This is a genomic window from Romboutsia sp. LXY-2 (assembly GCF_056171995.1).
Genome location: NZ_JBKFGI010000006.1, coordinates 204,464 through 230,379, shown reverse-complemented (window position 1 = coordinate 230,379; position 25,916 = coordinate 204,464). Strand labels below are relative to the sequence as shown.

Here is a 25,916-nt window from a genome sequence, read left to right as displayed (position 1 = left end):
ATAAAATGAAAAAACAAGATATATTAACACCCATAGGATTAGTTCTAGCAGTAGGGCTTGTTTTATTTGGTGCAGCCCAAGGGGAACAAAGTCTTTTAATATTTGTAGATCCTGCATCATTGCTTATTACTATGGGAGGATCATTTGCAGCAGTCTTAATAACTTTTTCCATGGATGATATGAAAAAATTATTAAAAACAATAAAAATAAGTTTTACATCTAATAATATATACAAAATTGATTTAGTAGACCAATTTAAAGAAATATCAAGGATTATTAGAAAAGATGGAGTACTTGCAATAGAAGACAATGTAGCTGAAATAGAAGATGATTTTTTAAGAAAAGGTCTGGAGCTTGTTATAGATGGAATAGAACCTGAAACTATTAAGGAAATACTGGAATATCAGATGTTAGAGATAGAAAACGGCTACAATAAAGGCGCAAAAATATTCAAAATATGGGGTTCTTACGCACCTGCATTTGGTATGGTAGGTACACTAATAGGTCTTATACAGATGCTTGCGGACTTAGGGACACCTGATGCTATAGCAGGAGGAATGTCAAAGGCACTTATAACAACTTTTTATGGTGCTTTGTTTGCAAATACCGTACTAAATCCAATAGGATTTAATATTCAGGATAAAGGTCAAAAAGATTTAGATTTTAGAGAAATGATGATATGTGGGATAATGAGTATTCAAAATGGAGAAGGAACTAGAGTAATTGAAGAAAAGCTAATAACATTTTTAACTACAGAAGAAAAATTACATTACTATAATAGAGAAATTGATAGTGTTGGAGTTGAGTCAAATGTCGCGTAAAAGAAGAAGGCAAGATGAAGAAGATGTAAATCTTGATAGTTGGCTAGCAACTTATTCAGACACAATAACATTACTTCTAACATTTTTTATACTTCTATATTCTATATCTGTTGTAGATAGCCAAAAGCTAAATGAATTATCAAATGCGCTACAACAATCATTAAAAGGAAATGTTGAAATAACGGAATTAGAAAACCTGGACGATTTACAAGTTCAACAAGGTAATAGTGAGTACGAAGATTTATCTGAAAAGTTAGAAAATATAATACAATCAAATAATCTAACAGATGTTATAAAAATAAGAGAAGAAGAAAGAGGAATAGTTCTTCAACTAGATGAAACTATATTATTTGATTCTGCGGAAGCAGACTTGAAAAGTTATAGCACAGATATTCTAGATCAAGTGACTAGTATAATAGAAAGTGTTGATAATGATATTTTAGTAGAAGGTAATGCAGATAATGTACCTATGTATAGTGAAGAATTTAAATCTAACTGGGAATTATCAACGGCAAGGGCTGTTAATGTTGTAAAGTATTTTGTCAGTACTAAAAATATCGATCCGACTAGATTTTCAGTTAAAGGATATGGAGAATATAATCCTTTAGTTGGAAATGATACACCAGAAAATAGAGCTATAAATAGAAGAGTTGATATATTGATTGTAGAACAAAAGGAGAAACCAGAGTAATTATTATGATGGATAATGTATTGCAGTATATAACAAATCTAATAATATTTATACCAGTTACTATTATATTAATAGTAGTTTCAATAAAGTTTAGTAAAGCAAACTTATCCAATCTAGGTGGATATAAATATATTAGCGTTTTAGAAAGAACAGTTTTAAACAAAGATACTGAAGTATGTGTAATAAAAATAGGTGATGAAGGATGTGTTTTAGTATCATCACCTTCTAAGGTAGAAAATATAAAAGACTTAAGTAAAGAAGAAATAGAAAATATAGAGCAAAAACAAAATGATACCAAAATTAAAATGGTAAAGTTAAATAAGCCTAAAAGTAATAAGTCAAGCTTTAGTAAATTAGCATTAAAGGGGAGTAAATATGGAAACCTTCGTTGATTTTATGGTAACTAATAAAGAGGAATTTACTCCTTTGATAAAGACATTTATAATGTTGACTTTTTTAATGTTTTTGCCAAGTGTAATTTTTATGATGACAAGTTTTGTAAGAATAATTATTACATTTTCATTTTTGAAATCGGCTTTGGGAGCTCAGCAATCCATACCTAATCAAGTATTAATAGGAATTGCAATGGCACTTACAATATTTGTAATGGCGCCAACCATAAATGAAATTAATGACAATGCAATACAGCCGTACCTAAAGGAAGAAATAGAATTTGAAGAAGCGATAGATATTGCACAAGAACCTGTAAGAAACTTTTTATTAAACCAAACAAGAGAAGAAGACATAAATTTATTTGTACAAAGTTCAAATCTGGATAAAGAAAAGCTGACAAAGGAGAATATACCATTTTATGTTTTAGTTCCATCATTTGCAATAAGTGAGCTAAAGACAGCTTTCCAAATAGGATTTTTGATATATTTACCATTCTTATTAATAGATTTAGTAGTTGCAAGTACATTAATGTCAATGGGAATGTTTATGCTTCCTCCTGTTATGATTTCACTACCTTTCAAATTACTTTTATTTATAATGGTAGACGGATGGAATTTATTAATTAAATCGTTGCTTCTAAGTTTTGGATAATTAAGGAGACAATATTATGAATGAAAATATGGTAATGGCGATAGTAAAAGAAGCACTATATACAGGTATGTTAGTAGGAGGACCAGTCCTAATATTATCTCTAATAGTAGGACTTTTAGTAAGTATATTTCAAGCGACAACACAAATACAAGAACAGACATTAACATTTGTTCCTAAATTGATAGTAATAGCCCTTACTTTAGTAGTAGGTGGAAGTTGGATGCTACATGAAATTATGAAATTCACAAATAAAATTATGCATTTGATAGCAACGATAAAGGGGTAGTTTAAGTGATATTTATACTTATATTTATTAGGTTAATAACATTTTTTGCATCTATAAATGTTATATTTCCATCAGGTACGCCAAATGTATTTAAAGTTGCTTTTTCTTTGCTTGTATCATTAGCTTTAGCATCTACTATAAATATAGATGTTGAGGTTAATAGTGTTTATCAGCTAATAAGCTATTCATTTATGGAAACTATAACAGGGTTAGTATTAGGTTATATAACTAGTTTATGTTTTAATAGTTTAAAAATAGCAGGAAGTTTAATTGACCAACAATTGGGATTATCCATGGTTAATATATATGACCCAAATAGTAATAATAATTCTACACTTATAGAAAATATAATGTTCTGGATGGGAATTATGATATTTTTTAGTATGGATGGTCATCATGAACTTATACGTGGAATACATCAAAGCTTTATGATTATAGAAGTTGGCGAATCAATTTTAAATAATAATTTTACATATGTAGTTAATATATTTATTCAGTGTTTTATAATCGGCTTTAGAATAGCTATTCCAATAATTCTATCACTTATTATAACAGATTTGATAATGGGATTAATATCAAGGAGTGTACCACAGTTAAATGTAATGATGCTAGGTATGCCTTTGAAAATTTTAGTAGGCGTAGCTTTTTTTATAATAGCTTTACCATTTATATTAACTGAGATACATAATTTAGTTAATAAAATACCATCAATCTTAGATGGAACATTGAGTATGAATAATAATATTTTAAGTTCCATAGGCCCTATGGGAGTTATATTATCTTCATCAGGAGATAAGACTGAGCAACCTACAGCAAAGAAAAAAAGAGATGCTAGAAAAAAGGGTAATGTTGCGAAAAGTAAAGAGGTAACAACAGCACTAACTTTAGTTGCTATGTTGTTTATTGCATATACTATGTATGATTATATAGTATTAGAGCTTAAAAACTCTCTAGTTGATTATTTAAGTAGTGATTTTATTGTGAACATAGATTATAACACAATTGAAGTATTAGGGATGAGATTATTAATATCGTTTATGAAAATAATTTTACCAATAGGGCTTATTATAATTATATTTGGAGTTATAGGAAATCTTATACAAACAGGATTAATGTTTACAGGAGAAGGATTAAAACCACAACTTTCAAAGTTAAACCCTATAAGTGGTTTTAAAAATATGTTTTCATTAAAAGCACTAGGAAATTTAATTAAAAGTATTTCTGTTATAAGTGTACTTTTTTATATAGGGTATATGTTTTTGAAAAAAAACTTTGAAGGAATTATGAAGAGTTCAGATATTTATCTTCCACACCTTATATATACAATAGGAGACCTTATAAGGAGTTTAATAGGAAGCATAGCTTTAGCAGTAGTTGTTATAGCTATTATTGATTTTGTATATCAAAAATATACACATAATAAAGATTTAAAAATGACTAAACAGGAAGTTAAGGAAGAATATAAACAAATGGAGGGAGACCCTCACATAAAGGGAAAAATAAAACAAAAGCAAAGGCAAATGTCTGCGCAAAGAATGATGCAAGCAGTACCAACATCAACCGTAATAGTAACAAACCCTACTCATATATCTATAGCTATAAGATATGAAAAAGGAAGAGATACTACTCCGATAGTTGTTGCTAAAGGTGCTGATATAGTTGCGTTAAAAATTAGAGAAATAGCAAAAGAAAATGATATACCGATTATAGAAAACAAACCTCTAGCAAGATTAATGTATAAAGAGGTTGAAATAGATAAAGAAATACCACAAGATATGTATCAAGCAGTAGCTGAAGTATTAGTGGCAGTCTATAAGATAAAAAATAAATATAAATAGTCACAAAAAAGAGGTTATAGATGGAAAAAATAAATTTAAAAAAAAGATTTGATGTACTAGTTGGATTTGGTGTTTTAGGTATAGTTCTTATGATAATAATACCTCTTCCACCATTTTTACTAGATATTATGCTAACAATAAATATAGCTTTTTCGATACTAATACTTTTACTTACTCTTTTTTCTACAAATATATTGCAACTATCAATATTTCCAACCATATTACTTGTTACAACATTATTTAGGTTAGGTCTAAATATATCATCTACAAGGCTGATATTAGGACAAGGTGAAGCTGGTAATATAATAGATGCATTTGGTAGCTTTGTTGTCGGTGGCAATTATGTAGTAGGAGTAATAATATTTTTAATTATAATTATAGTTCAGTTTATTGTTATAACGAATGGTTCAAGTAGAGTATCAGAAGTTTCTGCAAGATTTACACTAGATGCAATGCCAGGTAAACAGATGAGTATAGATGCAGATTTGAATGCAGGAATGATGGATGAAAAAACTGCGAGAAAAAAAAGAAAAGAACTTCAAGAAGAAGCAGACTTTTATGGTGCTATGGATGGTGCATCAAAATTTGTAAAGGGAGATGCTATAGCAGGTATAATAGTTACAACTATAAATGTACTTGGTGGAATTATAATAGGTATAGTAATGCTAGATATGAGTTTTTCTGAATCTGTTCAAACTTACATTAGACTAACCATAGGAGATGGGCTAGTTAGCCAGATACCAGCACTTTTGATATCAACATCAGCTGGGATACTAGTAACTAGATCAAGTAGTGATGATAATTTTGGTACTTTACTAGGAAAGCAATTAGTATCTATTCCAAAGGTGCTGTCTATGACAGGTGTAGTATTAATAGTTATGGGGATTATACCAGGTCTTCCTAAATTATCATTTCTTTCACTTGGAATTGGTGGCATTGCTGTAGGATTTTTATTAAGTAAAGAAGAAAAAGATGCATCAAGAGAACTTGAATATATAAAAAATAAAGAACAAGAAGAGGTTGCTACCACTATTGACACAGCTGAAGATGTATCTTCTCTTATAAATGTAGAACCAATAGAAGTTGAAATTGGCTATGGACTTATACCTCTTGCAGATGAAACTAATGGAGGCGACTTATTACAAAGAATAGTTTCGGTAAGAAGACAATGCGCTATTGATATGGGAATTATAGTCCAACCTATAAGAATTAGAGATAATTTGCAACTAAACCCTAATCAATACTGCATAAAGATTAAAGGCAATATAGTAGCATTATATGATTTAATGCCAACAATGCTATTATGTATGAATCCTATGGGGATGAGTATAGATATAGAAGGAATACAAACAAAAGAACCTACATTTGGACTTGATGCAATGTGGATTAATAAAGATAAGGCTGAAGAAGCGGAGTTATACGGATTTACAGTAGTAGATCCAATTACAATATTGGTAACACATTTGCTTGAAATAATAAAACAAAAATCTTATGAACTAATAGGAAGGCAAGAAGTTCAAGATATAATTACTGCTACTAAAGAAAGATATAGTGCAGTAGTAGACGAACTTATACCTGATTTAATGACTTTAGGTGAGGTGCAAAAAGTACTTCAAAATTTACTTAAAGAAAAGATTCCTATAAAAGATAGAGTAACTATACTTGAAACACTAGCAGATCATTCTAGAAATACAAAAGATATAGAACTTTTAACTGAGTATGTAAGAATGGCAATGAGCAGAAGTATATGTTCACAATTAGTAGATGAAAATAATTCGATAACAGTTTGTACACTATCAATGGAAGTTGAGAATTTAATAGGTAATAGCCTGCAAAGATCAGTTAATGGAACATATCCAGCGATAGATCCAGATACTACTAATAAAATATTTACAAATATACAGGATATGACAGAAGGAATAAACTTTGTGAATAATAGACCAATAATACTTGTATCACCCAAAATAAGAGCACCATTTAGAAAGCTAGTCGAAATGGTTTTTCCAAATATAATTATATTATCACTTAACGAAGTACCAAGTGATATTCAAATAAAAGCACAAGGTGTAATTAATATATAATAAGGGGGGGATGATTATGACTGTATGTGAGCAAGAAGAATTTATAATTAATAATATGCCACTTGTAAAGACTATTGCATCTAAATATCACAATAGTAAGGTAGGTATAGAGTATGAAGATTTAGTAAGTTATGGGGTTATGGGGTTGTTAGATGCTATAGGTAAATTTGATGAAAATAGAGGGGCAAAATTTTCAACATATGCATCCATAAGAATATCTTCATTTATAATAGATGAAATAAGAAAGCAGTCTCCAGTATCAAGAATGAATGTAAGTAAGATCAAAGAGTACAACAAAAGTGTTGATATTTTACAAAATAAACTTTCAAGAGAGCCAAGCTTAGATGAAGTATCAAAATATATGGGAGTATCTAAGAAAGATATAGATGATATAAAGAAAAATGTATCAAGTTTAAATATCAAATCTTTGGACAATGTAGTATTTGATAATCAAAAAGAAATGAAGCTTGTAGATACGATAGAAGATAAAAATGAATTATCGCCAAGTAGTGTAGTTGAAAAAAAAGAACTAAAGGAAATAATGGCAAAGGCAATTGATACTTTAAAAGAAAAGGACAAGTTAATATTATCTCTTTATTATTATGAAGAATTAACATTAAAAGAAATAGGTTTAATATTAGGTGTGTCAGAATCAAGGGTATCTCAGATAAATAAAAAAGCAATATCGAGGTTAAAAGAAGCAATGAGAAATCTAAAATATTTAGATTAGGGAGGATGTTATGTTAAGAGGGTTATATTCGTCAGTATCATCAATGATAATGTTACAAGAGAGACAAAGTGTTATAACTAATAATCTAGCCAATATAAGTACAACTGGATACAAAGAAGAAAAATTATTGTCTAAAAGTTTTGATGAAATGTTATTATCGAATAAAGATAAATATATAAATGGGAATCCTGTCAAGCAAGTTTTAGGGGGAGTCAGTTTTGGAGTAAGAATTGATGATACTATAACAAGTTTTAATCAAGGAACTCATAGAGAGACAGATAATAATACTGATTTTGCTATAAATGGAAGAGGATTTTTCAAAGTAGAAGATACAAATGGAAATCAGTTTTATACAAGAGACGGTTCATTCAAAGTAGACTCACAAGGCTACCTTGTAACTAATGGTGGATATTATGTTATGGGAACGAACAATCAAACAGGTATAAATGAGAGGCTTTATATAGGAAATGCAAAAATAGTTGCAACACCAGATAATAATATAATTTTAGATAACAAAAATTCATACAGTTTTAATATAGTTGACTTTGAAAATGAAGGAGATTTAATTAAGTTTGGAAATAATGTATACACAGGTAAAAACCCAATAGACGCAGTGAACTTTAATATAAAACAAGGATATTTGGAAGGTTCTAATGTGGATTTTATAGGTACTACTGCAGAATTAATGGAAACGGTAAAAGAGTTTGAAGCAAACCAAAAGGTCATACAAACGATCGATTCAACTCTTAGTAAAATAGCAAATGAAATAGGTTCAGTCAGATAAGGGGAATAGAACATGTATAATATAATGCACAATAGTAAAAGTGGAATGATGGCAAGTCAAGGAAAAGTTGATATTATATCTAATAATATTGTAAATTCTCAGACTGCAGGATATAAAAAGCTAGAAGCGGGATTCTTAGATTTATATGTAGAAAGTTTAAATAGAAATTCTTATCCAAATAATTCTAAAGACTCCATAACAGGAACAGGAGTAAGAATAACTCAAGAAATAAGAAACTTATCACAAGGTTTTTTAAAAAATACAGAAATAAAAACAAACATGGCTATAGATGGAGAAGGTTTTTTTTGTGTGATTACACCAAATGGAGAGCATGCATTAACAAGAAATGGTGAGTTTAGCTTAGATGCTAATGGTCAGATGGTTGATAACTATGGAAATAAGTTAGATATTAATTATGTTCCTGGACATGAGGGTGTGGATTTATCAAATGGAGATTTAAGTATTAATAAAGCTGGAGAAATATTTTTAGATAATAAGATAGTAGGAAAAGTTGGATTATATAAATACCAAGGTGATAATGATTTATTATCAGTAGGTGATGGATTGTTTTTAGGAAGGGAAGGAGCTATACAGGAAGTAGTTGAAGGCTCAAATATATTACAAGGACATATAGAAATGTCTAATGTAAATATGCAAAATGAAATGACTGATATGATAATGGCACAAAGAGCTTTTCAGTTTAATAGTAGGGGAATGAATGCTATAGATGAAATGTGGAGTATGATAAATAACCTTCAAGGAAGATAGATTTTTGAAAGGAGAATATAAGGGCATGAATAAAGAAGTAAAAGTATATGACTTTAAAAAGCCACAAAGATACTCTAATGATAATATGAGATATTTAGCTCTTATAACGGGAGAGTTTTGTAAAAGTATTAATTTATATTTAGCATATGAGGCTAAAAAGCCAAAGATAAATTGCAAACTAGAAAAAGTGGAACAAACAAATTATGAAGAATTCCTAAAGATGATCTCACAAAACTCAGTAATAGTAGAGCATGCTATAAAACCTTTAGTAGAAGATTTGATATTTCAAATAGATAAAGAAATATCGTTAACGTTAATAGATCTGATGCTAGGAGGAGATGGAACAGTAGAAGATTACAAAAGAGAGCTTACCGAAATAGATAAAGAACTTATGACCCATTGGTGTAATCAATATGTAACAAAGTTACATATTGTAGAAGGATGTGATTATAGAGAAATTTCTAGAATACACACAAATGTAGGTTCTAGTAAAAAATATCCAGTTAGTGAATCTGTTCTTATAGCACATATAAAAATGATGGATGGAGATAACGTTATTGGAAATATGCGTTTTTGTAACCCATATTGCTGTATGGAACCAATACTGGATCAATTATCAACTAAAAAGCTTTTTAAGGATAAAAATATTGAATATGACTTTGAATTTACAAATGCTATATATACTAATGTCTGTGAAGCTGAAACTGAAATGGTTGTAAGCTTAGGTAAATCTTTAATTAGTGTAGAAGAACTGCTAAAATTAAAATTAGGTGATATAATCACTCTAGATACACAAATAGATGGTGATATAGAAGTGTATGTAGAAGACTCAAAGTCATTTAAATGCAAACCAGGACTTATTAAAGATAGAAAAGGTGTTGTAATAACAGACTGTATAAAAAAGGATGTGTAGGAGTATGAGTGAAAATTTAGAAAGAATATTAGATATTGAGCTAAAAGTAGATGTAATACTAGGTAGAACAAAAATGTCCTTGAAAGATATTTTTGAATTAGCTAAAGGGTCATTAATAGAATTAGATACTTTTGATAATCAAGAGGTTGAGATATTTGTAAACGGTAGGCAAATAGGATATGGACAAGTTGTAATAGTAGAACAAAATTTTGGTGTTAAAATAACAAGTATACTAGGAGAAGAAGAGCTAGTAAAAACTCTAGCATAATCTTATACTGTAAAGGATGGTTTTGTAGATGGCTAAGGTGTTAAAAAGTAAATATAATAGCACAGGAGAAAGATGTATAGATGCTTGCCTAAACTACGGACAACTAAGATATTTAAAAGAAGACGGGTCGCCTATAAGTATAGAAATACCTTGTGATAAGTACGAAGAAGCTATAAGTGATTTTAATGAAAGATTAAGAGAAGAATTAATACAAAATACTATAGAACCCAAAGACTTATTAAAAAGAGGAAGTATAACATATAATCAAGCAAAAACTATAGCTAATGAAGGTATAATAAGAGGGTTAGAGTTCTATGAAATTGATGGTAGCGTAGAAACTGAACATATATTAGGGATATCAGGCAGTGTAGAATATGCTTTAGCAATATGGAATGGTGATAGCAGTCAAGAAGCAACGGAAAAAGCAATAGTAAGGGCGTTGATAGTTTATGGAGAAGAGTTTATAAAAAGTATATCGTTACATAATACGGTTGATCCTAGTTCATATATAAAGTTTGCAAAGAGTGTATATTCTACAGGGGATATACTAAATGTAGGTTTATATAAAGCTCAGAGTTATGCAATAGATAAAAAAATATACGAAGATGAATATAGTGTTAAAGAAAGCATAATAGAAAAAATGAAAGAACATATAGAAATACCACTTATTATTATAGGTATATTAATAGGAACAGGGGCTATACAGCATGCGATAGAGTCCGGTATTGAAATAGAAAATAATGTATTATTTATACTTTTAAATATAGTGGTAGTAGGAATATTTGTATCTATAGTTGTGAAAGCTAGTAAATTTATAAAAGAGAAACATGTTAAACGAACTACTCAATCAATAATAGATATGTTTAATGAAGAACTTGAAAAAGTAAGCTATAGCAATTTATTAACTAAAAATGAATATAAGTTAATATTAAAAAATATAACTAAAGGTGAAGTCTCAAAGTTACTTATGGATATGAAAGGTAGTGTTAATAAAAAAATATCAAGTAGTACCATAGTGGCAAAGGAGACTAAATTTATGTTAGATGCTAGAAAAATAATTATATTACCTAATGAATATGAAATAAAAGAGTCTTTAGAAAATCTTGTATCTATATATATGAATAAATTGAATAATGAATATAATATAAAAAATATTTAATAAAAGCGTGTGTAAATTTTTACGAATTTACACGCGCTTTTCTACTTTAATAGACAAATATAAATAATATTTTACATAAAATCTAAAGTATCTATATTGTTAACCGTATAAATTAAAATAAATAATAGTATATTGTACAGGGGAAAACGAATATGAAATTATATGGAGGTATATATTATGAAAAATTTAAAAATTGGTAAAAGGTTGATTATATCTTTTATCATTTTATTAACAATTACGACTATGGCAAACTTTTATTCAGTTAGCCAAATACGAAAAATGAATGGTTTACACGACAAATTATTCACAGGTCCATATGTAGATACAAATGAGTCTTGGTCGATTCGTAGAGATTTGGTAGATATAGCAAGAAATATGAATAATATTTTTTTATATGATGAAGATGCAAAGTATATGGATATAGTTTTGAGTGATCTAGACAGCATAGCTGAAAGTATTGACAAACTTCGTAAATATTCTGTAGAGAATGATCAGACGGTTAATGCTATTGAAAGTGCAACAAAAAAATTAAAGCAAGAATGTGAGAAAATATATGCAGTTTCACAAAGGGAAGGATTTAGTGGTAATGTATCAGATATAGATGAAGTTGAATTTGGTAATGCACTTAATGAAGCTGGACAATTAGCAACTACATTTAATGAGGAAGCAGAAGCTGAGGGTATTCAATTGATTCAGAATATAACTGATATATCAAAAATAATACAAAGAGTTGTTTTACTACTAAATATATTTGTTATAGTAATAGGAATACTAGTGTCTATATATATTACAAGAAGTTTAACAAATCCTATCAAAGAAATAGAATTAGCAGCTAATAAAATGGGAGAAGGAGATTTTGATATTGATATAAGCTACGAATCAAAAGATGAGTTAGGGGTATTATCTAGTATAATGATGGAGCTTAGTACAAAAATAAAAGATATAATAGGAGATACATCTAGTGTATTACAAGAAGTCGCATCTGGTAATTTTGATGTGAAAACTCAAGTAGAGTATATAGGTGTATTTGAAAATATTGAAAATTCTTTAAATATAATAACTGAAGATTTAAGTGAAACAATGTCGCAAATAGGTGTTGCAGCACAAGAAGTAGGTGCGGCATCTTCTCAAGTATCTAGCGGATCTCAAATGTTAGCGCAAGGAGCAACAGAACAAGCAGGTGCAATAGAGGAGTTATCAGCTACAATATCTGATATATCTGAAAAAATACAAACTACAGCGGATAATGCAAAAAAAGCTAACGCTTTAACTTTAAATGCATCACGTGACGTTGAAGAAGGTAATAGACAGATGAAGCAAATGGTACAAGCTATGGATAATATATCAGAATCTTCTCGTGAAATAGGAAGGATAATAAAAACTATAGATGATATAGCTTTTCAAACTAATATACTTGCTTTAAATGCAGCTGTAGAAGCAGCAAGAGCAGGATCTGCTGGTAAAGGATTTGCAGTTGTTGCAGATGAAGTAAGAAACCTTGCGGCAAAATCTGCCCAAGCAGTACAAAGTACATCACAACTTATTGAAAATTCAATAAATGCTGTAGATAATGGTTCTGATATTGTAAATAATACAGCAGAATCTCTTCAAAAAATAATTAAAACAACAAGTAGGACAAGTAAGTTAGTAGATGAGATAGCAAAATCTTGTGAAGAAGAAACAATTGCTATTACACAAATTACAACAGGCATAGATCAGATATCTCAGGTAGTGCAAACGAACTCTGCAACATCAGAAGAAAGTGCAGCTGCAAGTGAAGAATTAAGCGGGCAAGCACAAATGCTAAACTCACTTATAGAAAACTTTAAATTAAAAAATAAATATAGTAACCAAAATAGTATAAGCTTTACAGATGAAGAGTCTGATTATTTTGCACATAGCAAAATTTAATTTAAATATAAAGTATATTTGTAAGTAGAAGGGAAGTTTATAGCTTCCCTTTTGTCTCTTGAAATTTAAAGTTTATTGAAGTAAGCAAAGGAGATTAGTATGAATGAAATAGATTCTTTAACGGAGTTTTATGTACAGGAAAATATGCAGCTATTGGAGCAATTAGAACAAATATTACTTATGGATAGATCAGATAGTGAAGGATTAGGCCAAAGTGAAATAGAGGAAATTTTTCGCGCCATGCATACAATAAAAGGTTCTTCGGGGATGATGGGCTATGATAGTATAACAAAGCTTACGCATAGTATAGAAGATGTTTTTGATGAAATAAGAGGTGGGCGTAAAATTTCTTTAGATATATGGGAAGAGATAATAGATGTTTTATTAGAAAGTATTGATTTTTTGAAAGAAGAAATTCTAAATGTAGCACAAGGTTTACTGCCCGAAGGAAGTATTGATGAACTATATGAAAAAGTCTTAGGATTATTAAATAAAAGTAATGACAAAGACGAATTTATAGTAAAAAATGAAGATTTAAAAATAGAAATTCCATTAAAAGATAGTCTTGTAGTTATAGACGAAAATAGTGAATTTGAAGAAAATAATTTTTGTATAAAGATAATGTTCGAAGAAGGCTGTTTAATGGAAGGCATAAGAGCGCTTGGTGTAGTGACAATATTAGAGGAAATTTGTACTATTGATAAAACAATTCCAGAAGATTTAATGGGAGAGTGTGATGATGCTATAGTAAAGGACGGCTTTAGTATATACATAAAAACAGACAAAAATAAATTAGAAATTGAAGAATGCATAAAAGAAACTATGTTTCTAAAAAGTTTAGAAATTAATGAAATAGAGTCTTATAGTAAAGATGAAAATAAATATGAATTATTAGAAGAAAGCATATTTAAAGAGGATAATTATGAAATTAAAGAAGCAGAAAATAGCAGTGAAGATGCATCCAGTGAAGAGTTAATAGCTAGTACATGTGAAGAAATTAATGAAGAAATCGAGACTAGTTTAGAAATAAAATCTCCTCAAAAACAAGTTAATAAGGTACAAAATAAAAATAGTTATTTAACTGTGAATATAGATAAAGTAGATATGCTTATGAACCTAGTTGGAGAAATCGTCACTACAGAGTCAATGGTAGAAAAACAAGCTCAGATAGCAAATATAAAATCAGAAAACTTTGAAAAACAAGCAAGGAGACTTCATCAATTAACAAATGAATTACAAGATGTAGTTATGTCTATTCGTATGGTGCCTATATCATCTACTTTTACTAAAATGCAAAGAGTAGTAAGAGATATGAGTAGAAAGACAGGGAAATTGGTTGATCTAGTATTAATAGGTGAAGAAACAGAAGTTGATAAAAGTATAATAGAAAACATTTCAGATCCTTTAATGCATATGATTAGAAATAGTATGGACCATGGAATAGAAACTCAAGAAGAACGTATGAAAACTTCAAAACCAGAAAAAGCAACAATTACTCTAGAAGCTAAAAATACTGGTGGAGATGTTGTCATTGTAATAAGAGATGATGGTAGAGGATTAGATAAAGAGGCCATTGTAAAAAAAGCAATTGAAAAAGGCATTACAAATAAAAATATTGAAGACATTAGTGATAAAGAAGCATACAATTTTATATTAGCATCTGGATTTTCTACGAAGGAATCTGTAAGTGAGTTTTCTGGAAGAGGAGTAGGTATGGACGTTGTTTATACCAATATTCGTAAGTTAAGAGGAACAATAACAATAAACAGTGATAAAGGAAAAGGAACGATGTTTGTTCTTCGTATTCCTCTTACATTAGCCATTATCGATGGAATGAAAGTAAAAATAGCTAATGAAACATACATTATTCCATCTCTTAGTATAAAAGAGGTATTTAGACACGGCACATATGAAATTGTTCAGAATCTAAATGGAGAAGAACATAGTATAGTAAGAGGAAATTGTTATCAGGTAAATAGACTTTCAAATATAGTAGGAATAAATTCAGAAAAAACCGATAAAGAAATTATGATTTTAGTAGAATCAGAAATGGGTAGTGTATGTGTAATAGTAGACGATATTTTAGGACAACAACAAGTAGTAATAAAGTCAATTCCAAAACTTCTTACACAATTTGAAAAGGTTCAGTCGTATATATCGGGATGTTCTATTTTAGAAGATGGTTCTATTAGTTTAATATTTGATGTAAATGCCCTTATAAATTAATCAAGTAAAGATTATATTACTTTAGATTTATAATATAAAAATTTGAGAGTTTACTAAAAGTTTTGCAAGTAAGATAGCTTTAAGGTTTAAAGGAGATATAGTCTATGAAAGATAGTAAAAATATAAAAGTATTAGTAATTGATGACTCTAGTGTATTTAGAAGAGTTATATCAAAACATCTTCAAGAATATCAAAATTTAGATGTTGTGGATACTGCTAAAGATTCCTATGAGGCTAGAGACAAAATACTAAAGTTTAAGCCAGATGTATTAACATTAGACATAGAAATGCCAGGTATAGATGGGATAGAATTTTTAAGGATTTTGATGAGTCAATATCCAATTCCTACAATAGTTATAAGCAGTGCAAATGGTAGATGTTTTGAAGCTATAAGTGCTGGAGCAGTTGGATTCGTTGAAAAACCAACTGCAAGCACGATGAGTGATTTCTCAAGAGATTTAGCATCTAAAATTAAAGAAGCTTCTGTAGCTAAGCTAAAAAAAATAAATACTACAACAAATACTTCTTCAACTGATGAGAATACATCTAAAAAAAGAATAATTGATAGTAATATAAATATAAAAAATAACAAAAGTATAATCGCAATAGGAGCATCAATGGGTGGTGTAGAAGCAATTAGTAAATTACTAAAAAAATTGCCATTAGGATTACCGCCTATTGTAATTACTCAGCATATGCCACCAATATTTACGAAAAAATATGCCCAAAGATTAAACGAGGAATGTTTAATAAATGTATCAGAAGGAAAACATGGCCAAGAGCTGCAGAGTGGACATGCATACATAGCTCCTGGGGGATTACAAATGGGTGTCATAAAGAAAAATAACAAATATGTGCTAGAAATAAAGGAAGGAGAAAAAGTAAGTGGACACTGTCCTTCTGTAGACTATTTATTTGAATCTGTGGCTAAAGCTTCTAAAGAAAAAACTATAGGAATTATATTGACAGGCATGGGGTATGATGGAGCTAAAGGGCTACTTGATATAAAAAAAGCTGGAGGATGTACTGTTGGGCAGAATAAACACTCATGTGTTGTTTATGGAATGCCGATGTCAGCCAAAAATATGGGTGCAGTATTAAAAGAAACATCTTTAGATATGATTCCAAATGTAATACTAAATCAATTAAAAAAATAATTAATATAAATCTTAAGATTAGATAGAAAGTAGGTATGTATGGAATTTGAATGTGATAAATTAAATGTATTTCGAGAGCTAAGCAATATAGGATCTGGAAATGCATCATCATCATTAGCGATAATGTTAAATGAATTAGTTGATATAGGAATTCCCAAAAGTGAAATTATTAATTTTTCAGATATAACAAATAGTTATGATTCTCCAGAGGAAATAGTTGTAGGAACTGTTTTACAACTTTCAGGAGATATGGAAGGATTTATTATGGTTATAATGAAAGTTGATTCAGCGCTTAATTTATCATCTAAAGTATCGAATCAAGAAATAAAATGTGATATAAATGATTATAATTCAGTGTGTAATGAATTAAGTTCAATGGGTGAAATTTGTAATATACTTTGCGGAACGTATTTAACAGCAATATCAGATATGACAAATTTAAGTATAGATCCATCTATTCCTTATTTTAGTGTTGATATGGTTATGGCTATAATGAATTTACCTATATCTTTATATGGATCAGTATCTGACTCAATATTATCTATTGAAACAGACTTTTTTACTATAGATAAAAAGATAGAAGGTAAGTATTATTTTATTCCTAAAGTTGACTCATGTAATAAATTATTAGAGGCGCTAGGGTTTAATGTTTAGGTGGGAAATTAATGGGAAATATAATAGTTGGAATAGCGGAATTTAAGGTTATAAAATCTCCAAATAAAATTATGACAGTTGGATTAGGCTCTTGTTGTGGGGTTGTATTATATGATGAAGTAAACAAAATAGCTGGACTGGTACATATATTACTCCCAAATTCTAAAAGTGAAAAAAGTATATTTAACGAAGCTAAATATGCAGATACAGGTATTTTACTACTATATAATGAGATGAAAAAACATGGAGCGAATATAAGATTTATAAAAGCTAAATTAGCAGGTGGTGCTCATATGTTTAACTTTAAAAGTGGGACAAATAGTATATTTACTGTTGGAGAAAAAAACGTAAAATCATGTAAAGAAGTATTAGCAAAATTAAATATTTCTATTGTTTCACAAGATATACTTGGAACTAGTGGAAGAACAATAGTATTCGATACTACCAATAATAACTTATTAGTAAAAACAGTGGGAAAGAATGATATAATTATTTAAAATTAGGGAGACGATGTTATGAATACACAAAGTGAAATAATAGAGAAAAAAACAGATGATTTACATATGCTGTTTGTTGTAAATAATCAAAAATATGCACTACCAGCTAAATATATTATAGAAATTATAGAAATGCAGCCTATAACAGAAGTTCCATTTATTAATACATATATGAAAGGAATAATAAATTTAAGAAGTACAATTATTCCTGTTATGGATGCTAGGTTGAGATTTGGTATAGAACCAATTGGGTATAATGAGAGAACTTGTATTATTATAATAGAAGATGATATGAAAAAAATTGGATTAATAGTAGATGCAGTAAATGAAGTTATAAATATTTCTCCTGATGATAGTATGAAAATGAATTCTAGCAAAAAAGAATTAAGAGATAACTTTATAAAAGGAATAAGTCGCGTAAATAATGAAATTCAATTAATATTAGATTGTGAATCATTACTAAAAATAGCTGAGGATGTAAATTATGAAATTAACGAATAAAGATTTTTTAATATTAAAAAACTTTATGCATAGTAATTATGGAATAAACCTAGAAAATAAAAAAACATTAATTGAAACAAGGCTAGCAATGATGGTAAGTAGATTAGGATTTAGAGATTTTAAAAGCTATATAGATAACTTAATGGAAGATAAGAGTGGTGAGCAAGTATCTTTATTGGTAGATAAGTTAACTACAAATTATACTTATTTTATGCGTGAAGAAATGCACTTTGAGTTTCTGAAAAATTATGTATTTGTTCCAGCATTAAAAAAATTGCCTGTTGGGGGAATAAAAATTTGGTCAGCAGCTTCATCTACTGGTGAAGAAGCTTATTGTACAGCAATGCTTGCAGCTAGTGTATTTGGTGAAAATGCAAAGTTTAAAGTTTCCATAACAGCATCTGATATTTCAAGTAAAGTTTTAAAAGAAGCTACAGAAGGGATTTACTCACAGGATAAAATAACTAAGTTACCATCAGTATGGGCTAAAAATTATTTTAGGAAAGTAAATAGTAAAGACTATATAGTTAATGATAGTATAAAAAAACTAGTTGAATTTAAATACTTTAATTTAAATGGAAATATCGGTTGGTACAAAAATAAGTACGATGTAATATTTTGTAGAAATGTAATGATTTATTTTGATAATCCTACAAATCTAATGTTAGCCAAAAAGCTATATGATTCTCTTAAACCAGGAGGTTATTTGATAATTGGAATGTCTGAAAGTTTATCTAATATTAAAACTGATTTTGAGCGTGTAAAGCCTTCAATATATAAAAAGAAAATATAGGTGAAGTAGAAGTAAAAAAATATGAAAAAGTATTTGTTAGCTAATTGTGAAGCATTTATATGTATGATATCTAAAAAGTAAATATATACAATAATTAACAAATAATACTTTTTATTAATATGGAAATTATGTATAATTATTAATAGCAATGGGTTATAAATAATATTTTAATCAAATAGATTTATGTACATAATTATAGTATTTTTAAAAATAGAAACAAGTGAAAACAAGCAAATATATGGAAAAAATCAGATAAGATGGAGGCAATATTATGAAAAGAGTATTAATCGTAGATGATGCGGCATTTATGCGTATGTCCATTAGAAATATGCTTGAAAAGCATGGATTTGAAATAGTAGGTGAGGCCGAAAATGGTTTAATGGCAATAGAAAAATATAATGAACTACAACCGGATGTAGTAACTATGGATATTACTATGCCAGAAATGGATGGATTACAAGCACTAAGAGAAATAAAGAAAATTGATAAAGGGGCATCCGTTGTTATGGTATCAGCACTAGGTCAAGAAGCTAGGATGAAAGAAGCAATTATTTATGGTGCCAAAGGTTTTATAGTAAAGCCTTTTAAAGAGGAAATGATTGTATCAGCTTTATCTAAATTATAATAGGGATGTCGCACTAAAAAATAGGGCGACGCCCTTTTTTGATAAGTATCAAAAAATCACTGCCTGTGATATAAAGTACCTCCATATGTAGACCGATGTCAGTATTTCTATTACTATTTTTCTAAATAAATTATTTATCTTAGCCGTCAATTCTTTGACGATTACGAAACTGTTACTAATTTGTAAGATTTATTATTATATTTTTCTAGTATAATTTATTTTAGCGAATAACCGACGAAATTAGACAATAATAAAGGGGGGTGCCTTATTTTGAGGAAAAAACAACAAAATATTTATACTAGAAAAAAGAAAAATAACTTTAAAAAAGTAGCAACTATAGTTATAGGGTCATTAATAGTTATAGGTGTGTCAAATACAGTAATAGCTTATGTTGGAGAACAAAGAGAAATTAGGTTAGAAGAAGAGAGAATAGCAGAAGAAAAAAGAATAGCAGAAGAAAAAAAGCGTAAAGAGGAAGAAGAAAAGAAAAAATACATGGTTGGAGTTAACCATGAAGCTAAAAAATACTCTTATGATGCAAAAATAATAGGAGAAAAGCTTAGTAAGTATGATTATTCTAACAATGGGGAGAAAATTGTATTTTTAACTTTTGATGATGGATCTTCTACAACAGTTACACCTAAAGTATTAGATATACTAGAAAGTGAAGATGTAAAGGCTACTTTCTTTGTAACAGGTCAAAACATTGAAAGAGGTGGAGATGCTGCTAAAGAAATAGTTAAGGACGTTTTTGAGCAAGGTAATGCAATAGCAAATCATTCATATAGTCATGATTATAAGAAGCTATATCCTAATAGAACAGTTGATGTTGAGGCTTTTAAGGAAGACTTTAAAAAGACTGATGATTTATTAAAGGATATATTAGGGCCATATTTCTCGACTAGAGTATTAAGATGCCCAGGTGGACACATGTCATGGAAGGGCATGGATGCTTTAGATGCACACCTTGAAGAAAATAACCTAGTATCAATTGACTGGAATGCACTTAATGCTGATGCTGAAGGAAAAAGAAAAGATGCTAAAAAACTTGCAGAACATGCAATAAGAACTTCTGAAGGAAAAGAAATAGTAGTACTATTAATGCATGATACTTATGGAAAGGAAGAAACAATGAAAGCTCTTCCTGAAATAATAAAATACTACAAAGATAACGGATATACATTTAAAACATTGGCTTAACAACTTTGGTCGGACTAAGTATTAAATCAATTCACAAATTAAATATATAAATAAAAAATACTGGATTAAATTAAAATCCAGTATTTTTTATTTATATAGAACTCGTAATAACTTATGATATGTAGTAACTTTTTATTGTATTTTAATAAATTTAATCTATTCTTAAGAAAATCTTAAGATTTTAGTAGGGTTTTTCTTAAGAATTAAATATTATAATATACTTGAGTTTGTAATGATAACATATAAGTAAGTTAGGAGAGAGTTGGGGAGTGTTAAAAAATATTAATAATTATAGCGTTAAATTAATTAGAAGTAAATCATTAATATATAACTGCATATTTATTTTAAGTATGTTTACCATAGTCCAAATAATAGGAGTAGCTGTCTGTTTTAGGTTTTTAAGTGGAAGATTGAGCATGACATTAGGGCTAATGTGTTTATTAAACTTTCTATTATATAAATTTCTTAAATTTTAGAAATAGTATATGCAATCACAAATTGAGCAATTAAAATTTTTTACATAAAAGGCTATATCAATATAATATTGATATAGCCAGTTTTTTGGTTACTTTAAACATTCTATCTTTAATATTCTATTGTATTTTAATATAATATCTTCTAGAGGTTCATTGTCTTTAAGTATAGTGCCTTCTACAAATCCAATGTCTTTATATGTTTTTACTATCTTAATAATATCCTTTTTTATTAAAATACATTGATCGTTTAATTTTAACGAACAGTATGTTATTTTAAATATTTTAATTTTACTTTTATCAATAGTTTCATAAAGAAGATCAGGTGATATATACTTCATTGTTGGATCCGGTCTCATATTATCACTCCTAGATGTAAGATAAAAATATGTCTATATTTTAAAATATGAAAAGGATGTAGCAAAGTTACTAGTTCAAAATATTATTATAAAAATTAAGACGCAGACTTCATAGAATTTTTCGAGTCTTCATTTCTTTTTAAATACTCAAAGTACTTTTTAGTTTCTGATATTACAATTGGAGATAATATAATAAGTGCGATTAAATTAGGTAAAGCCATAAGTCCATTTACAATATCAGCTATTATCCAAACCACTTCTAGTTTTAAAAATGCTCCTAATAGAACCATTAAAACGAAAATTACTCTATATAAATTAATTCCTTTTACTCCAAATAAAAACTCATAACATCTTTCTCCATAGTAACTCCAACCAAGAATTGTTGTAAATGCAAATAAGCTTAAACTAATAGTCAAGAATAAAGGTCCTAATGTTGGTAGTACAGAACTAAAAGCGGCTTGTGTCATTAAAGCTCCATTAAATTCTGATTGCCAAACACCTGAAAGTATAAGTGTAAACCCAGTAAGAGTACATATAATTAGACTGTCTATAAATGTACCAGTCATTGAAATTAAACCTTGTTCTGCAGGCCACTTTGTCCTTGCAGCAGCGGCAGCTATAGGAGCGCTTCCCAAACCAGACTCATTAGAGAATACACCACGTGCAACCCCATTTCTTATTGCCATGGAAACTGTAGAGCCTAAAAATCCACCAATTGCAGCAGATGGACTAAATGCACTTTTAATAATTAATATAAACGTTTCTGGTATTTGATTAAAGAAATTAACAACTACAGCTAAACATATTAATATATATATTATAGACATGGTTGGGACAACCTTACTTGCTACATTAGAAATACTTTGTAGTCCACCAAAAATCACAAATCCAACTATTATGGCTAAAACTACGCCAGTTATTCTTGGATCGATACCAAAGCTACCATTAATAGAATCGGTTATTGAATTAACCTGAGTAAATGTTCCTATTCCAAGAAGAGCAACTAATATACCGCTTATTGCAAAAAATACAGCAAGAGGTCTATACTTATTACCCATACCATTTACTATATAATACATAGGACCACCTGATATCTGACCATTGTTATCTCTAGTCCTATATTTTATAGCTAGTACACCTTCAGCGTATTTTGTTGCCATTCCAAAGAATGCAGCCAGCCACATCCAAAATAAGGCACCAGGACCTCCAGCTTTTATTGCAGTGGCAACCCCTACAATATTACCTGTACCTACTGTTGCAGCAAGTGCTGTACATAAAGCACCGAAGCTTGATATGTCTCCGCTACCACTATTCTCAGCCTTAAAAATTAGTTTAATAGCTTTAGGTAGCTTTAAAACTTGAATGATCCCAAGTTTCACCGTAAATAAAATTCCTGTCCCCACAAGTAGAATTAATAGTGGTGGACCCCATACAAATGAGTTTACATTACTTAATACATCAATTAAATTCATAAAACACCCCTTAAAGTAAATTATAGTGATGAACAACTCCAAATAAAATTTCGGGAATGAATTAATTGACAGGAAACTAATATAAAATTAGATATGATTTAGTAGTGTAATAAAAAAAGCTAAATTGAAAATAATCAATTTAGCTCTGGATACACTTTAACTATGGTATAAGATTATAAATAACCATAGTAAAAATCCCTGTCCTTTTGCCTGAGAGATTGAGCGAATTGCTTTGCCCCTTCGGCGCCCTATATGGGTCTCTCCAGAGTTTCCTAAGCTTTACAGTCACTACTTATAAAAAGTACCTGATATTATTAATCCTTCGGTGTGCACATGGCATCTCTTCTATAAAGCCTCAAACGGAATATGTTGTTGTCGCATTACTTATTACTAATCTAATACAAAAAATACATGATTGTCAATAATAAAATAAATAATAGGATATAATTTATGTAAATATAATAGCAATAAATATTTACATAGTTTATTATAGTAATATGAAAATAATAAGCAAATAGTAAAAATAGAAGAGGTAAAAATTATGTCAAAAACGTTAGTACTAGCAGAAAAACCTTCAGTAGGAAGAGATATAGCTAGAGTATTAGGATGTAAAAATGATAAAAATGGATATATAGAAGGGCCGAAATATATAGTAACCTGGGCTTTAGGTCATTTAGTTACATTAGCAGACCCCGAGAGTTATGGAGATAAATATAAATCTTGGGACATGGAAGATCTCCCTATTGCACCTAAAACCTTAAGAACTGTAGTTATAAAAAAGACTGGAAAGCAGTTTAATACAGTTAAATCTCAAATGAATAGAGACGATGTAGGTGAAATAGTTATTGCAACTGATGCAGGTCGTGAAGGAGAGCTTGTGGCAAGATGGATAATAGATAAAGTTAATGTTAATAAGCCACTTAAACGCCTTTGGATTTCATCAAATACTGATAAAGCAATAAAGGATGGGTTTGCAAAACTAAAAGATGCTAAAGAGTATGAAAATCTGTATTATTCAGCAGTTGCAAGATCTGAAGCAGATTGGATAGTAGGTATTAATGCAACACGTGCACTTACTACTAAGTACAATGCTCAGTTATCTTGTGGAAGAGTGCAAACTCCAACATTAGGTTTAATACTTCAAAGAGAAAAAGAAATTAGAGAATTTAAGCCAAGAGAATATTATACTCTAGAGCTTACAGCATTAAAAGGAAATAGTGATATAAAGTTATTTTGGCAAAATAACAATAGTTATTCAACTTTTAATAAAGAAATAATTGAGAAGATTGAGAAAAAGGTTAATGGTAAAGATGTTAATATAGTTGAAGTTAAAAATAATAATAAAAAGCAGTATTCTCCGGGACTTTATGATTTAACTGAGTTACAAAGAGATGCTAATAAAATATATGGATATTCAGCAAAAGAAACATTATCTATAATGCAAAAGCTTTATGAGCACCATAAAGTTCTTACATATCCAAGAACAGATTCAAGATACTTAACTAGCGATATTGTAGATACTATTAAAGATAGAATAAAGGCTGTAAATGTTAGTGATTACTCAAAAGTTTGTAATAAAGTACTAAAGACAGGTATTAAGGTGAATAAATCTTTTGTCGATGACTCGAAAGTTAGTGACCATCATGCAATAATACCTACAGAAGAAAAAGTATTTTTAGGTGAGCTAAGTGAGAAGGAAAGAAGAATATATGATCTTGTTGTAAAAAGATTCTTATCTGTTTTATTGCCACCATATGAATATATTCAAACAACAGTTAAAGCTCAAGTAGAAGATGAAACTTTTGTTACTAAGGGCAATAATGTTGTAAACCTAGGCTGGAAGGAAAGCTACAAATCTTATGAAGAGGAAGAGGTTTATGAAAGCCTTCCAATACTTAAAGTTGGAGATGTTTTAAGCACAACTAAAGTTAAAATAAATATAGGTAAAACAAATCCACCAGCATTTTTAAATGAAGGTACTTTACTAACTGCGATGGAAAAAAATAACCTAGGGACAGTAGCAACAAGAGCCGATATTATAGAAAAACTTTTCAATTCTTTCTTAATAGAGAAAAAAGGAAAAGACATTCATGTTACTTCAAAGGGAGTACAATTATTAGACTTAGTCCCAAAAGATTTAAAAACTCCGGAATTGACTTCTGAATGGGAAGCAAAACTACAGAAAATATCTAATGGAAAGTTAAGTAAAAATAAATTTATTGATGAAATGAAGAACTATTCAAGTGATATAGTTAAAGAAATCAAGAATAGTGAAAGTAAGTTTAAACATGATAATTTAACAAGAAATAAATGTCCAGAGTGTGGAAAGTTTATGCTTGAGGTAAATGGGAAGAAAGGTAAAATGTTAGTTTGCGAAGATAGAGAGTGCAACACTAGAAAAACTTTATCACAAACTACAAATTCAAGATGTCCAAATTGCCATAAAAAACTTGAACTTCGTGGAGAAGGTGAAGGAAGGATATTCACTTGTAAGTGTGGTTATAGAGAAAAATTATCAGCTTTTAATAAAAGAAAAAAAGAAGAAAAAAATAAGGCATCTAAAGGTGATGTTAAAAAATATTTAAATAATCAAAATAAAAGTCAAGAAAGTTTCAATAATCCATTTGCTGAAGCTTTAGCAAAACTAAGAAGGTAACTAATAGAA

The 25,916-nt window shown here is 29.1% G+C and carries 25 protein-coding genes and 1 riboswitch; of the genes, 23 read left to right on the top strand and 2 right to left on the bottom strand.

Annotated features, from left to right (window positions below; genetic code table 11):
* Positions 1 to 5: 5 nt before the first annotated feature.
* The 22 genes from ACI48P_RS12230 to ACI48P_RS12125 all read left to right on the top strand — a co-directional run bounded on the left by ACI48P_RS12230 (position 6) and on the right by ACI48P_RS12125 (position 20,947).
* Positions 6 to 821: a motility protein A gene (locus ACI48P_RS12230; RefSeq protein ID WP_475216070.1), complete on the top strand. Its 816-nt coding sequence runs from the start codon at positions 6 to 8 to the stop codon at positions 819 to 821.
* Positions 811 to 1,512 carry a flagellar motor protein MotB gene (locus tag ACI48P_RS12225; RefSeq protein ID WP_475216068.1) on the top strand — a complete coding sequence of 234 codons (702 nt, stop codon included), beginning with the start codon at positions 811 to 813 and terminating at the stop codon, positions 1,510 to 1,512. Before ACI48P_RS12230 ends, ACI48P_RS12225 begins: the two co-directional genes overlap by 11 nt.
* 5 nt (positions 1,513 to 1,517) lie before the next feature.
* Positions 1,518 to 1,904 carry a flagellar biosynthetic protein FliO gene (locus ACI48P_RS12220; RefSeq protein WP_475216066.1) on the top strand — a complete coding sequence of 129 codons (387 nt, stop codon included), beginning with the start codon at positions 1,518 to 1,520 and terminating at the stop codon, positions 1,902 to 1,904.
* On the top strand, positions 1,888 to 2,556 hold the full coding sequence (gene fliP / locus ACI48P_RS12215; protein ID WP_475216064.1) for a flagellar type III secretion system pore protein FliP: 669 nt from the start codon (positions 1,888 to 1,890) through the stop codon (positions 2,554 to 2,556). The genes ACI48P_RS12220 and fliP overlap by 17 nt, the downstream gene beginning before the upstream one ends.
* Before the next feature lie 16 nt (positions 2,557 to 2,572).
* A complete protein-coding gene (gene fliQ / locus ACI48P_RS12210) occupies positions 2,573 to 2,842 on the top strand; it encodes a flagellar biosynthesis protein FliQ (protein WP_475216063.1) in 270 nt (89 codons plus the stop codon).
* Positions 2,843 to 2,847: 5 nt separating this feature from the next.
* On the top strand, positions 2,848 to 4,680 hold the full coding sequence (locus ACI48P_RS12205; RefSeq protein ID WP_475216061.1) for a fused FliR family export protein/FlhB family type III secretion system protein: 1,833 nt from the start codon (positions 2,848 to 2,850) through the stop codon (positions 4,678 to 4,680).
* A 20-nt stretch (positions 4,681 to 4,700) separates the two neighbouring features.
* Positions 4,701 to 6,761, top strand: coding sequence for a flagellar biosynthesis protein FlhA (gene flhA / locus ACI48P_RS12200; protein WP_475216060.1), 2,061 nt, complete (start codon positions 4,701 to 4,703; stop codon positions 6,759 to 6,761).
* Between the two features lie 16 nt (positions 6,762 to 6,777).
* A complete protein-coding gene (locus ACI48P_RS12195; protein ID WP_475216058.1) occupies positions 6,778 to 7,491 on the top strand; it encodes a sigma-70 family RNA polymerase sigma factor in 714 nt (237 codons plus the stop codon).
* A gap of 10 nt (positions 7,492 to 7,501) precedes the next feature.
* Entirely contained in the window at positions 7,502 to 8,275 is a 774-nt protein-coding gene (locus ACI48P_RS12190) for a flagellar hook-basal body complex protein (protein WP_475216056.1), read from the top strand.
* Positions 8,276 to 8,287: 12 nt separating this feature from the next.
* On the top strand, positions 8,288 to 9,043 hold the full coding sequence (locus ACI48P_RS12185; RefSeq protein ID WP_475216055.1) for a flagellar hook-basal body complex protein: 756 nt from the start codon (positions 8,288 to 8,290) through the stop codon (positions 9,041 to 9,043).
* Positions 9,044 to 9,068: 25 nt separating this feature from the next.
* The gene (locus ACI48P_RS12180; protein WP_475216054.1) at positions 9,069 to 9,956 is read left to right on the top strand and encodes a flagellar motor switch protein FliM; all 888 of its coding nucleotides are present in this window, start codon (positions 9,069 to 9,071) and stop codon (positions 9,954 to 9,956) included.
* Positions 9,957 to 9,960: 4 nt separating this feature from the next.
* Positions 9,961 to 10,224 carry a FliM/FliN family flagellar motor switch protein gene (locus ACI48P_RS12175; RefSeq protein WP_475216053.1) on the top strand — a complete coding sequence of 88 codons (264 nt, stop codon included), beginning with the start codon at positions 9,961 to 9,963 and terminating at the stop codon, positions 10,222 to 10,224.
* Between the two features lie 28 nt (positions 10,225 to 10,252).
* The gene (locus tag ACI48P_RS12170) at positions 10,253 to 11,383 is read left to right on the top strand and encodes a hypothetical protein (RefSeq protein WP_475216051.1); all 1,131 of its coding nucleotides are present in this window, start codon (positions 10,253 to 10,255) and stop codon (positions 11,381 to 11,383) included.
* A gap of 177 nt (positions 11,384 to 11,560) precedes the next feature.
* Positions 11,561 to 13,294, top strand: a complete 1,734-nt coding sequence (locus ACI48P_RS12165) for a methyl-accepting chemotaxis protein (RefSeq protein WP_475216049.1) — start codon at positions 11,561 to 11,563, stop codon at positions 13,292 to 13,294.
* A gap of 99 nt (positions 13,295 to 13,393) precedes the next feature.
* Positions 13,394 to 15,520 (top strand): chemotaxis protein CheW, encoded by a 2,127-nt coding sequence (locus ACI48P_RS12160; protein ID WP_475216047.1) that lies wholly within the window; start codon positions 13,394 to 13,396, stop codon positions 15,518 to 15,520.
* Between the two features lie 104 nt (positions 15,521 to 15,624).
* Complete coding sequence (gene cheB, locus ACI48P_RS12155) at positions 15,625 to 16,677, top strand: chemotaxis-specific protein-glutamate methyltransferase CheB (protein ID WP_475216046.1); 1,053 nt, start codon at positions 15,625 to 15,627, stop codon at positions 16,675 to 16,677.
* Positions 16,678 to 16,716: 39 nt separating this feature from the next.
* Complete coding sequence (locus ACI48P_RS12150) at positions 16,717 to 17,331, top strand: chemotaxis protein CheC (protein ID WP_475216044.1); 615 nt, start codon at positions 16,717 to 16,719, stop codon at positions 17,329 to 17,331.
* Positions 17,332 to 17,342: 11 nt separating this feature from the next.
* Positions 17,343 to 17,828, top strand: coding sequence for a chemotaxis protein CheD (locus ACI48P_RS12145; protein ID WP_475216043.1), 486 nt, complete (start codon positions 17,343 to 17,345; stop codon positions 17,826 to 17,828).
* An 18-nt stretch (positions 17,829 to 17,846) separates the two neighbouring features.
* Positions 17,847 to 18,329 (top strand): chemotaxis protein CheW, encoded by a 483-nt coding sequence (locus ACI48P_RS12140; protein ID WP_475216041.1) that lies wholly within the window; start codon positions 17,847 to 17,849, stop codon positions 18,327 to 18,329.
* Positions 18,313 to 19,122, top strand: a complete 810-nt coding sequence (locus tag ACI48P_RS12135) for a CheR family methyltransferase (protein ID WP_475216040.1) — start codon at positions 18,313 to 18,315, stop codon at positions 19,120 to 19,122. The genes ACI48P_RS12140 and ACI48P_RS12135 overlap by 17 nt, the downstream gene beginning before the upstream one ends.
* A 271-nt stretch (positions 19,123 to 19,393) precedes the next feature.
* Entirely contained in the window at positions 19,394 to 19,747 is a 354-nt protein-coding gene (locus tag ACI48P_RS12130) for a response regulator (protein WP_475216038.1), read from the top strand.
* 270 nt (positions 19,748 to 20,017) lie between these two features.
* Positions 20,018 to 20,947, top strand: coding sequence for a polysaccharide deacetylase family protein (locus ACI48P_RS12125; RefSeq protein ID WP_475216036.1), 930 nt, complete (start codon positions 20,018 to 20,020; stop codon positions 20,945 to 20,947).
* Between the two features lie 565 nt (positions 20,948 to 21,512).
* Here the strand turns inward: ACI48P_RS12125 and ACI48P_RS12120 are convergent.
* Together ACI48P_RS12120 and ACI48P_RS12115 are read right to left on the bottom strand one after the other, a co-directional pair.
* The gene (locus ACI48P_RS12120) at positions 21,513 to 21,779 is read right to left on the bottom strand and encodes a hypothetical protein (RefSeq protein WP_475216034.1); all 267 of its coding nucleotides are present in this window, start codon (positions 21,777 to 21,779) and stop codon (positions 21,513 to 21,515) included.
* A 95-nt stretch (positions 21,780 to 21,874) separates the two neighbouring features.
* Positions 21,875 to 23,251: an alanine/glycine:cation symporter family protein gene (locus ACI48P_RS12115; protein ID WP_475216032.1), complete on the bottom strand. Its 1,377-nt coding sequence runs from the start codon at positions 23,249 to 23,251 to the stop codon at positions 21,875 to 21,877.
* A 188-nt stretch (positions 23,252 to 23,439) separates the two neighbouring features.
* Positions 23,440 to 23,527, bottom strand: a riboswitch (glycine riboswitch).
* 265 nt (positions 23,528 to 23,792) lie between these two features.
* Here ACI48P_RS12115 and ACI48P_RS12110 point away from each other — a divergent pair.
* Complete coding sequence (locus ACI48P_RS12110) at positions 23,793 to 25,907, top strand: DNA topoisomerase III (protein WP_475216031.1); 2,115 nt, start codon at positions 23,793 to 23,795, stop codon at positions 25,905 to 25,907.
* Positions 25,908 to 25,916: the final 9 nt, after the last annotated feature.